General features: G+C 61.8%; 10 protein-coding genes. 1 reads left to right on the top strand and 9 read right to left on the bottom strand.

Going from position 1 to position 11,613, the window contains the following annotated elements; all coding sequences use genetic code 11:
* From icmH to tssB, 9 genes are all read right to left on the bottom strand, one after another.
* A partial coding sequence (icmH, locus tag JHD67_RS19760) for a type IVB secretion system protein IcmH/DotU (protein ID WP_199100896.1) occupies positions 1-523 on the bottom strand: 523 nt, incomplete at its 3' end.
* A gap of 1 nt (position 524) precedes the next feature.
* On the bottom strand, positions 525-1,862 hold the full coding sequence (gene tssK, locus JHD67_RS19755) for a type VI secretion system baseplate subunit TssK (RefSeq protein WP_199100895.1): 1,338 nt from the start codon (positions 1,860-1,862) through the stop codon (positions 525-527).
* Positions 1,859-3,070, bottom strand: a complete 1,212-nt coding sequence (gene tssJ, locus JHD67_RS19750; protein ID WP_199100894.1) for a type VI secretion system lipoprotein TssJ — start codon at positions 3,068-3,070, stop codon at positions 1,859-1,861. Before tssJ ends, tssK begins: the two co-directional genes overlap by 4 nt.
* Positions 3,067-4,416 (bottom strand): type VI secretion system-associated FHA domain protein TagH, encoded by a 1,350-nt coding sequence (gene tagH / locus JHD67_RS19745; protein ID WP_199100893.1) that lies wholly within the window; start codon positions 4,414-4,416, stop codon positions 3,067-3,069. The genes tssJ and tagH overlap by 4 nt, the downstream gene beginning before the upstream one ends.
* Positions 4,413-5,432: a type VI secretion system baseplate subunit TssG gene (tssG, locus tag JHD67_RS19740; RefSeq protein WP_199100892.1), complete on the bottom strand. Its 1,020-nt coding sequence runs from the start codon at positions 5,430-5,432 to the stop codon at positions 4,413-4,415. The genes tagH and tssG overlap by 4 nt, the downstream gene beginning before the upstream one ends.
* Positions 5,396-7,162, bottom strand: coding sequence for a type VI secretion system baseplate subunit TssF (tssF, locus tag JHD67_RS19735; protein ID WP_199100891.1), 1,767 nt, complete (start codon positions 7,160-7,162; stop codon positions 5,396-5,398). The genes tssG and tssF overlap by 37 nt, the downstream gene beginning before the upstream one ends.
* A gap of 20 nt (positions 7,163-7,182) precedes the next feature.
* Positions 7,183-7,611 (bottom strand): type VI secretion system baseplate subunit TssE, encoded by a 429-nt coding sequence (tssE, locus tag JHD67_RS19730; protein ID WP_199100890.1) that lies wholly within the window; start codon positions 7,609-7,611, stop codon positions 7,183-7,185.
* A gap of 12 nt (positions 7,612-7,623) precedes the next feature.
* Entirely contained in the window at positions 7,624-9,105 is a 1,482-nt protein-coding gene (gene tssC / locus JHD67_RS19725) for a type VI secretion system contractile sheath large subunit (protein ID WP_199100889.1), read from the bottom strand.
* Positions 9,106-9,171: 66 nt separating this feature from the next.
* A complete protein-coding gene (tssB, locus tag JHD67_RS19720; RefSeq protein WP_199100888.1) occupies positions 9,172-9,678 on the bottom strand; it encodes a type VI secretion system contractile sheath small subunit in 507 nt (168 codons plus the stop codon).
* A 452-nt stretch (positions 9,679-10,130) separates the two neighbouring features.
* Between tssB and JHD67_RS19715 the strand changes: the two genes are divergently transcribed.
* Positions 10,131-11,613, top strand: a 1,483-nt coding sequence (locus JHD67_RS19715; protein ID WP_199100887.1) for an AAA family ATPase, incomplete at its 3' end; no start/stop codon positions are given.

Genomic DNA, 11,613 nt, shown 5'->3' with positions numbered 1-11,613 from the left:
GGCATACGTACTTGAACTCCAGCACGTCGCGATACTTCTTTGGGTCCATCATCATGCGTGACAGCACGGTAAAGAACTTCTCGCCGCCCCAGGTCTCGTTGTGATGCACGCTGAGCAACGACCGCGCGGCCCATAGGGAGTGGCTACCCCAGGGCGTCTGCATGACCGCTTCGTCGATGAATGCGCACAACGCATAGCGATAGGCCAGCTGGGTGGCGCCGTCGTATTCGTGCTTGCGTACCTCCTCGTCCATCGACGCAATCTGGTCGCGCACCGTGTTGTACAGGCGCGGCACATCGCTGCATTCGCCGATCTGGCGCAGTCGGATGACGAGGCCTAGCAACGGCATGGCCGCATCCACCAAGGGGTTGTAACCATGCCCGCGCAAGGAGAAGTCGAAGTCCGCATCGGAATCGAGGATGTCGATCGTATCGAACCCCATCGAGTGCTTTTGCGGGATGGTGGGTGAGGGGGCCGAGCGCTGAAAGCTATCGCGATACTGATCGGCGTTTTGCGTGGTCATGTCATTCGCTCCGAATGGCCCAGAATTGCAGCTCAAGCTCCGGGTAGTCCCCGGCGATATGGAAGCCGAAGCCCGCCGTATCGCGCATCATCTGCCAGCTTGGATGCGTGCGATCGAGCTGGAAGTAGGTAAAGCCTGCATGGAACGGCAGGTGACGCGGCGCCACGGGTAGCGGACTCAGCGGAATGCCGGGCAACTGAAGGCCCACCAAGTCGCCCAGCTTCTCCATGGAGGCGACCTTGGCCTGCTGCACGAACTGCTGTCGCAACTTGTCCAGTGGCATGCGAGCACGCACCGCAAGGATGAAGTCGGCACTCGTAAGCAGGTTGCGGTCCTGCACGGCGGCGGTAAGCACGCCGTATTGTTGTTTCGTAATCGGCAGCGACACGGCACGCGGTTGGAGCACGGTACTCAACGAGCGCCGCAGCGTTTCCTCCAGCATGCGGAAGGAGGCGCGCGGGTTGTCATGCTGGTAGGCCGGGTACTCCTGCGGCAGCCGTCCTTCGTCCGTGAAGGTCACCAGTTCGCCGCAGGTCTGGCTGAAGAGCACATAGATCTGCTCCGGGTGGACATGGCGTAAACGCGACAAATGCAGAAAGTAAGGATGCAGTCGATTGAGTACTTGCAGCAGGTTGAAGTCGGTGACGTCGGCCACGCCCGACTGCCCCGGCGAGCCGATGCGATCGGCAATATTCTTTGCGCGCTCGCGCATCAATCCGGCGATTTCGCCAAGGAAGCGCTTGAGCGGGGGAATGGCGTTCAGTGACAAGCCGGTCGGATAGAAGGTTTCGTCCAGGACCAGGCTGCCATCCGGGCGACGATCCAGGATGCGGCATACCGCGATCTCGGTGAATGCGCTGCGGTCGTCGCGATCAAGGGCCAGCCTCATGTTGAGTGCGGCGATATCCATCGATACGGTATCGCCTTCCTGGCTATGCGTATCCCTCACCTCTTCCGTGCGCGAGGCATAACGCGTACTGGCGTACGTGTCAGGCCATTGCACTTCGAGCATGCCGTCGTTCTTGAGCGGCAAGGTGAGATAGACAACCTGGTTGGCGGCCGAAGCATCGGTGATGGTGAGGGGCGTCGGCGAGGCCTGGTCGCCCGGAATATCGAATACGCTGCCATCCGGCATGATGCCGCGCGCGCGTACGATGGCGACTTTGCCGAAGCTCAGGTACTCCTGGTTGATCTCCAATTCGCTGAAGCCGTAGAGATGCTCGCTGACCGCGGTGACACGCTGGTTGATGTGGTGTTCCAGCGCGCGATGCTGCTGCTGAAAGTGTTGGGGCTTGATGAAAAGCCCTTCGTTCCAGATGACCGGATTCTTGGAGGTCATGATTTCTTCCTTGGCGGCTGCGGATGGCTTTCATCAACCATGCCGACCTCGATGTTGTTGAAGATCACCAGCAGCGAGTACTGGAAACCACCCGCCTCGATGCGCAGCGCACGCTTCCAGGTGGCGTTGCTTTGGTCGTGAAAGTTGGCCAGCACGGCGACATAGCGGGTGTTCTTGTCGATCTTCTTGGATTCGACGTACTTGAACTGACCCGGTTGGAGCACGTAATCGTCGTCATCGACATAGGTACTGCCGAGTGCCTTCTTCAGGTCCTTGCGCAGCAAGTCTTGATCGGCATTGAGAAATACCGAGTCGTCCTTCAGCTGGAGTATCTTGAACGAGATAGGCGTAGCGACGTTCTTGCCAACGGGCGCATCTTGCGTGGAGGTGAGGCCGGAAGGGCCATCCGCATACTGACCCAGCGCGGGGGTCTTGCTGGTCGGCACGGTAAAGGTGGCCGTGCGTCGCTCTATGCCACCGCGCAGGGGCACCGGTAGATCGCTTGGCTTGGACCGGGGCGCCGTGGCGGGGACGCCTTTGGCGTCGGGAGTTGCCGCTACCGGAGATTCCACCGGGGCCACCGTGGCATCGCTATCCGGCGTTGCGGCGGGTGCCGTGAGCGAGGAAGCCGCCCACGCGCCACCGGCCGCTCCAGCCACGCCGATCGCCACCTTGCCGGCGGTGCCCGCGTTTGGCGCTATCGCGGGCGCCAGGGCCGTGGCGGCCACGGCCCCACCGGTAACCGCGCCGATGGTCGAGGGTGCGCCGATGCGTGGCGAAGAATTCGCGGCAGGGGCAGGCTGTGCAGGCGCGGTGGGCCCGGCGGCTTTGGGCGCATTCGCAGCGTGTGTGATCTGCAGCGATGGCTTTGTGGCTTCCGCGCCCCCTTCCGGTTCTTGCAGATAGTCGAGCAGCGCGTGCATTTTCTCCGCCAGTTCGGCCTTGCTGCCGCCGGTGAGGTTGACCAGGTACGGCCCCTCCTGGGCTTGCGGGTCCACCGTCACCGCCGCCAACTCGGCCGTTTGCATAGGCGTTGCCGAGGTGTCCGGGGTCAGCGCATCGGGGTTGGGGTTGACGTCCGCTGCCGCATAAAGGCTCAACGCGATGCGCGACGGCGCATCGGTGTCTTTGCGCCCGATGCCGAGCGTGCCGCAGCCGGCGATGCTCATGGCAGCGAACAGCAGCAGGATGGAGCGGCTGCTTGTCATTGCGCCTCCGTGCGGATGGCACGGTCATAGACCTGCTCGAACACCTCCCAGAACAGCTTCTCGAAGCCTTGCTGGCGCGACGACGCCAGTTCGCTGTGATAGTGGCTGTACATCTGCCAGGCCCACGCGCCGGCATCGGGCTGCCCGCTCTGGTCAGCGCTATAGCGGCGAAAACGCTGCAGCAGCACTTCGGGCGAGAACGCGTGCAGCAGTGCTTGCAGGCCCGAGCCAATGGCTTGCACCATCGCCGCCTGGTGTCGGCGGGTGAGCGTGAGGCTTTCTTCGATGGCTGCCTTGGGCGACAGATGCACCACGCTGCGCTCGCTGGAGAACAGCGCGCGCATCGTGTCGTCGTAGCTCAACCCCAATCGCAGCGGGTTGTCTTCGATAGGCTGCAAGGTGCGGCCAGCCAGCGACAGACGATCGTCCGTCTTGGGATCGTTGGCATACAGCGCGGTCAGCCCGGCGATCGCTGCATGCAAGGCTTGCCCGGTTTCCATCAGCAGTCGATAAGCCGCCTGTTCATCGAGCGTCTCCAGCGAGGTGCCCAAACCCTCCATGAGTGGAGCGATCAGTTGGCGCGGATCGCCACCGGTCGATTGCTGGGTGGTCAACCACCGCTGCGCCTTTACGGACTCTGCCGATGGGTGGTTCATGTTTGTCTCTCCAGAGTAGGTTTTGGGGGCGCCGTAGATGGCCTCGAAGCGGGTGTCCGCAAGGTCTTCCTGTGGCTTGGTGGGGGCCAGCCCGTAATGGGTGGTGTCCAGCGAATCATTGGCGGAGCGCTGTGTGCCGCGTTCCGCCGCATCCAGTGCCAGCAAGGGGTCAAGATCCTCGCGGCGGCCTGGCGCACGAGCCAATCCATCGAAGGCCAGCAGCGGGTCCAGCGACAACGCTTCCGGGCCCGTTGTGGGCACTGCCTCGTCTTCGGCCTGTAGCAGGTGCGAATCTTGCTCGTTGAGCAGCTCGCCCACGCTGGACTCCGTCAGGCCATCCAGAAACTCGTGGGAGTCATGCAGATGCACGGTCAGCCGATAGGAGCCGATGTGAATAATGTCGCCCTCGCCAAGGCGGGCGATGATGCCCCTGCCCACGGCGGCATCGGATTGGTTGATGCGTATCTGGCCGGACCGATCGATGACGCAGAACCGATCGTCCACGTGGCCGATCTCGCAATGGATGGGTTCGATGAGATCGTTGCGATCGGTCAATAGCCAGTTGGCGCCCTGGCACCCGATGGTGCCGCCGGCACGATCGAACCGATGGCGCGGCGTGCATCCGTATTGCAAGGCTTCGGGGTTAGCGACCACGAGCGTCATGTGGCGAGGCGTAGCGGGAGCTTTCATTGGCGTACCTTGATGCGCACGTTGGCTTGCGTACGCAAGCCCGTTTGATCGACAAAACTGGTCCAGCCGAGATGGCTGGCACTGTCGCGACCGAGATTGAAAGGCGGTACTTCCTCCTGGCGCAGACCCAGCTCCAGGTCATAGGCGGACGGATCGCGCATGAGAAAGTCGATCAGCTTGCACAAGCGGCCAAAGTTCTCGCCGCTGGGAAGAAATTCGCGGAACCGCGCCTGATCGAGGTTGGGTATGACGATGGTGAATTTGCTGTGCCGCGTCTGCACGCGGCTGCCGAGCACGAAGCTATCGCCCAGGACACCGTTGCGCTTTCCCAGCGAGAGCAGCTGTGCCTCCGGCACATGCATGTAGCGCGGTTCAAACTCGCGGATACTCACCGTTTCAAGATCGAAGCAATGCGCAATGATGCCGGCGACCACCGAAGGCGATCGGCTGCGGCTGGCAATCATGCCGGCATAGCTGAGCAGTCGTCCCCAGGGCAGCGGGGTCGCGCCGCGAAGGTCGGAATCGTTGAGTCCAACCAGGGCGAAGATGTACCGCGAAAACTTATCCCGCGCCTCCAGCTGGAAGCGAACGTAATAACGATACTTGCGCCATGCCTGATGCAGCAGCGTCAGTAGTCGATGGTTGAAGAAATCAAGAAATGCCGGGCGAATGCCAACGCCATGACCATACTCATAGGCCAGGCGATCCAGGTAATAGCTCGGCAATGGCGAATCGGGGCCGTGCAAGCCGAAGAACGTGGCCTGCACCCGATAGTCACTGCGCGATCCCGCTGGCATGCGCTCGGCAAAGGAGATGTCCGAGGCGGGGAAGCCAAGGCCGGCGTAGCTGGTCAATCGCACGCGCTGGTACCCGGGCTCAGCGGCGTCGGACGACTCCATGTCGTCGCCGTGAAGGCCATGCAGTTGCTCCACCAGACCGAAGAAATCCCGATTCTTCGCGTCTGCCAGCAACACATCGGCTAGATCTGTGGTTGTTTGCCGATCTGCCATGGCCATTGATAGTGCTCGTTGTTGCTGACGTTGATGACGTCCAGTTGATGGAACGAGTTGATGCTGGCGTAGAGCGCAAAGAAGTGGCTGAGAACGGTGCCGAAAAGGTAGAGGTCTCCTTCGCAGAGAAACGCCGATTGATCCAGCTTCAACTGGGTTTTCAGGCCGCGAATGGGTAGCCCTTTCATCAGCACGTCAGCGGGTGCGGTGACCGCATCCTGGATGCCGCCCAACTGCTTGCGGGTTGAGCGCGCGCGCTGGATGTCGTGCAGGGCCGCGAAATCGTAGGCACGCACCACCGCCTTGAGCGGCTCGGCGGAGAGCAGGGACAAGTAGTTCAGCGACAGGTTGGAGATCAGCGTCCACAGCAGTTCGCCGTCCAGTACCGGTCGATAGGACGGCGTGGGGCGCGTGATGTTGCGGAACGTGGCATACATCGGCGTCGCCTGGGTTGGCAGGCAGATATCGCCAACGCCCAGGGTGAGCGGCAGGTCGCGGTTGGTACAGGTCAGCGCCAGCGAGACGGTTTCGCCATGGCCGATATAAGCCGCTTCGTCCGATCGCACAAACGCCACGCGGTGTACGACGCCATCGTCATCCAGGGCGTTTTGTATACGCGTGCGGTAGTAGAGCGCTGTACGGCCCTGCGCATGTTCGATCTCGTGCTGAAGTGATTCGAACGGGTGGAAAGTGCGCAGGCGGTTGCCGCGCTGACCGTTCGCCTGGCGTTCAAAGCCGGCCACTTCATCGATGCTGAAGATCTCGTAGGCGTCGGGCCGATGCCCCGATGGGAGCAGGTGCTGGTCGATCGCGCGACCATCCAGGTGGATGGGCTCCGCATCGCGGGGGAACAGGTTCACCGCGGGTGCGCAGTAGAGCGATATGTCGTCGAACCGGAGCCGAATATCCGCCGGCATGGGTCGGGAGAAGTGCAGCTCGAATCGAACGCGCTTGGCGGCCTTGTCAGGCCAGACCGAGCGTAGCCGTGGCAGGGAGAAGAAATGAAAGCGCTGCGGGAATACAAAGTATTCCTGCAGGATGCGGTAGCCGTCGAAGACGTTCCTTGGATACGGCAACAAGGCTTCCGCAGGGCTGAAACCCGGGAAAAGCACCTGTGCGGTGGAGAGCTTGCGGGTCTCTCCATCGATATCGATGTGGATTTCGCTGAGATACTTGGCGAGCCAGAGATACAGCGTTTTCGCCGTGGAATCGCCGCCGCTCAGGTGGAAATCGATCTGATCGCAATCGAAGCTGTTCAGTGCGTTGTCGGAAATCGTGGAAAGATCGATGCGCACGATGGATTTTTCGCGCGTGTGGGCATCGGTGACGTCTTCCAGGCGAAACGGATACAGCGCCACATCGGTGCAGGTGCGAAACTCGCAGGGTACGCCGTCCACCGGGCGAGACAGCATCCGCGTTCCCTTGGGAATCACCTGTCGCTGCGTAATGGACCGCTCTACCGGGTCAAAGCGCATGATGGCGGCGCTTGGCAGTGGACGCAGATAGTTGGGCCACAGCAACTGCAGCAGGGAGTGCGTGAGCTCGGGAAAGTCGTCCTCGATCTTGATGCGCAGCTTGGCCGTGAGGAACGCAAAGCCCTCAAGCAGGCGCTCGACGTCGGGGTCGGCGGCTTCATCGCCGAGGAATCGCGCCAGTTGGGGATTGTCCTTGGCGAACTCTCGGCCGAGCCGGCGAAGATAATCCATTTCTTCGCGGAACTTTTGTCGCAGCGACATGGGCTCGTGCTGTCCTTAGGTTAAGCAATGTGCACGGTCTGATCCTGGTGACGAATATGCAGGTCGATCTCCAGCTGTTCCTCCGCGTGGAGCAAAGGGATCAGGCAATCCAGGCGGAAGTGAAGGTCGAGCGGCTGATCGGGATCAGGGCATGAGCGGACATTCAGCACCTGCACACGCGGCTCATAAGCCGCGACCATGCGCTCGATGTCTTGCCGCACGCGCTGCACCAGGTCCACGCTGCCCAGGGCCGCGTCGTTGAAATCACTCAGACCCAAACCCGGGTTGCTCTGGGAGCAACCCGGGCGGGTATTGAGCAGCCATTGCAGGTGGTGCTTGATCGCACGGATGCGCTCAATCGCCACCTGTTGCCGAGATCGAGAGCGCTCGGACGAAGTACCCGGCTCGAGTCGTTCGAACAGGCTTCCTTGTCCCAGTGACCTCGGCATGGCGGTATCCCCTTATTCCCGGTCGAGTCGGCCCACCAGCGAGAGTTCGAAGTTCGCGCCCATGTACTTGAAGTGCGGACGAACCGACATGGCCACCTGGTACCAGCCCGGATTGCCGGCAACGTCCTGAACCTCGATCGTCGCGGCACGCAGCGGGCGGCGGCTGCGCACGTCGGAGGAGGGGTTTTCCTGGTCGGCGATGTACTGCTTGAGCCAGCCATTGAGCTCGCGCTCAAGGTCCTGGCGCTCCTTCCAGCTGCCGATCTGCTCGCGCTGCAACACTTTGATGTAGTGCGCCAGGCGATTGATGATGAACATGTACGGCAGCTGGGTGCCGAGCTTGTAGTTCGTCTGCGCCTGCTGGCCGTCCGCGGTCTTGGGGAACAGCTTGGGCTTCTGCACCGAGTTGGCGGAGAAGAAGGCCGCGTTGTCGCTGTCCTTGCGCATGGTCAGCGGGATAAAGCCTTCCTCGGCCAGCTCGAACTCCTTGCGATCGGAGACCAGCACCTCGGTCGGGATCTTCGCCTGCAGCTGGCCCAGCGATTCGTACAGATGCACCGGCAAGTCATCCACCGCACCGCCCGACTGCGGGCCGATGATGTTCGGGCACCAGCGGTACTTGGCAAAGCTGTCCGTGATGCGGGCAGCCATGAGGAATGCCGTATTGCCCCACAGGTAGTTGTCGTGGTTGCCGTCGATCACTTCGCGATAGACGAAGCTGCGCGTCGGGTTCTCCTGCGGATCGTACGGCGAGCGCAGCAGGAATCGCGGCATGGTCAGGCCGAGATAGCGTGAGTCCTCGGATTCACGCAGGCTGCGCCACTTGGCGAACCGCGGGCCTTCGAAGATGTCCTTCACCTCTTTGAGGTTGGGAAGGTCCTGGAAACCGCCCAGGTTCAGGAACTCCGGGCCGGCCGCCGAAATGAACGGCGCATGGGACATCGCACCCACGCTGGCGACATAGCTCAACAGCTTGATGTCCGGTGCCGACGGGCCAAAGGTGTAGTTGCCCACGATGGCCGCCGTCGGCTGGCCGCCGAACTGGCCGTAACCGGCGGTATAGACGTGCTTGTAAAGGCCGCTGCGCGTGATGTCGCCCGCGCCTTCGAAGTCCTCCAGCAGCTCGTCCTTGGTGACGTGCAGCACTTCGATCTTGGTGTTCTCGCGGAAATCGGTGCGATCGACCAGCAGCTTGAGGCCACGCCATGCCGATTCCAGCTCCTGTAGCGGCGACTGGTGCAGGATGGCGTCCATCTGCTGGCTGAGCTTGCGATCGATCTCGGCGATCATCTGATCGACCAGAAGCTTGTTGACGGTCTGCTCATGCGCGTCCGTCTTAAGCATCTCGGCAATGAAGGCAGCGACGCCGCGCTCGGCGACGGCATACCCTTCGTGGCTGGGCTCAATGCGGGTTTGAGCCATGATCTGGTCCAGCAGACCGGGCGCGGACGAGGCGGCGGAGGTCGAGGCTGCTGCGTTGCTTTTTTGTGCCATGAGTGATGTTCCTTATCGTCGCAATGCCATGCAATGCGAGCTATCGGCGGTCGAGTCGGGTGACGCTTAGGCGTTGGACGACGGGTCGAGCACGAGGCGCAGCTCGCTGGCGAGCTTCTCGCGCGCGCTCTCATCGGCCAGCAGCGTCTGCAACTGCTTGCGAAACGCGGGGACGTTGCCCAGCGGGCCCTTGAGTGCCACCAGTGCTTCACGAAGCTCCAGCAGCTTGCTCAGCCCCGGCACCTGCTTGGCGATCGCATCCGGATCGAAATCCTTCATGGACTTGAACTGAAGGTTGAGGCTAAGCATGTCATCGGCGCTCTCGCCGAGCTTGGAAGGAACTTCCATCGCCAGGCTGAGTTTGGCCTCGGACATCACCTTGTCGAAGGTTTCTTTGTTGACGCTTACCGCCTGGCGATCTTCCAGCGCGGCCTGCTCGCCGTGGCCCTTGAAATCGCCCGTCACCAGCAACTTCAGCGGCAACTCCATCTCGGCCTGCTGCTCGCCTGTGGCGGGAACGTACTTGATGTTGATGCGCTCCTGCGGCGCAACCGATCCTGCTTTCTTCGCCATAACGACTCCCTGTTGATTCTGCGAGAACTCGACAAGCACTGCTGTGGACAAACACCAACTTCGTACGGGGCCTCACGAAGCGGGAACGGCAAGCAGCCTTCATGCGTGGTCGATGAAGTGCCATGTGTCGTTTGCGCTCATGTGGCTTAGCGGTAGAAGGGGATCGCCTGCCAAGAGGAATTGAGGAACATACGCTACCGAATGCGACGCACGTAGGGCAGTCAGCCGAATGCATGGATTGGCGACGGATTTTGCTTACTGACTATCAGCCGGTTCGCTAGGCGATAACAGGATGTCTCCTATAGCGAACGCGCCGATGGCGTGTTTACGTAATGCGGCAAATTGCGCATGGAGGCGCGTCCACTCGAAAGTGGTGCGCCCATGCAGCGTGATCCAGTGGCCGCCTATCGGCCTTCGAATGTGCTGGATGTCATCGGACGAGTCTTCACTGCATGATCAGAATCGATCTTTCGGCGCTCATTGAACGCCTCAATCCTTCGTGTCGCCACGGCCTGGAAGAGGCCGCCAGCCTCTGCATCAGTCAGCGGGGGGCGGAGGTCACCGTACCGCACCTGCTGTTCAAGCTGTTGGACAATCCACTGGGCGATGTACGCCTAGTGCTTCGGCAGGCCGGGCTGGATGTCGATGCCGTTCGACAGTCATTTGCCACGGCGTTCCCCGAACAAGGTGGCGGCACTGATCAGTACCCGGCGTTCTCCCCCTTGCTGGTGGAGTTGCTGCAAGAAGCGTGGTTGCTTGGTTCGCTGGAACTGGGCCAACAGACCATTCGCGGCGGCAGCCTGCTGCTGGCAGGCCTGCTCAATCCGGGGCGCTACCTGCCGCTGGCCTCGGTGCGCCTGTTCGACGGCATCAATCGCGAATCGCTTCGCAAACAATTTTCCGCCTTGTTGGCCAGCTCGGGTGAAACTCCCGACGCGTCCGCCGCACCGTCGGACCTCAAAGTTACCGACGCTGACACGGCGCTAGGCAAATACGGTCACGACTTCACGGCGCAGGCGCGCGATGGGCGTATCGATCCGGTGCTTTGTCGTGACGAAGAAATCGACCTGATGATCGATATTCTCTCGCGGCGTCGTAAGAACAATCCGATCGTCGTCGGCGATGCCGGTGTCGGCAAGAGCGCCGTGGTAGAAGGTCTCGCCTTGCGCATCGTGCAAGGTCGCGTGCCCGAGTCCCTGCGAGAGGTGGCGCTTTGGGGGCTAGATCTCGGCGCGCTCCAGGCGGGCGCGGCGGTCAAGGGTGAATTCGAGAAGCGCCTCAAGGCGGTGATCGATGAAGTCAAAGCATCGCCACGCCCCATCATCCTGTTTATCGATGAAGCGCATACCTTGATAGGCGCCGGCAACGCCGCTGGCGGTAGCGATGCCGCCAACCTGCTCAAGCCCGCGCTGGCGCGCGGCGAGTTGCGCACCATCGCCGCCACCACGTGGTCCGAATACAAGAAGTACTTCGAGAAAGACCCTGCGTTGTCGCGTCGCTTCCAGTTGGTGAAACTAGACGAGCCCAGCCAGGAACAGGCCGTGCACATCCTGCGCGGCCTGCGCTCCGTGTATGAGCAGGCCCACAGCGTCTATATCGGCGACGACGCCTTGCAAGCCGCCGTGGCGCTCTCGGCGCGCTATCTCGCCGGGCGGCAGTTGCCGGACAAGGCCATCGACGTGCTCGATACCGCCTGCGCCCGTGTGGGCACCGCCCTGGCCGAGCCGCCGCGTCGCCTATCGACGCTGGAGCATGAGCAGCTGCAAGTAGAGGCGGAAATAGCCCAGCTTCGTCGCGATGCCCGTTCGGGGCGCGCGGTGGATGATCGCCGCATCGGCGAGCTGCAAACGCTTCAGCTCGCCATCGGCGAAAAGATCACGCAGCTTCAACACGACTGGGAGCGCCAGAAACAACTGGTCGACACCATTCTCACCC

The sequence above is a fragment of the Dyella sp. ASV21 genome (genome assembly GCF_016428975.1).
Lineage (GTDB): Bacteria > Pseudomonadota > Gammaproteobacteria > Xanthomonadales > Rhodanobacteraceae > Dyella.
This window is presented reverse-complemented; position numbering and strand designations above follow the sequence as displayed.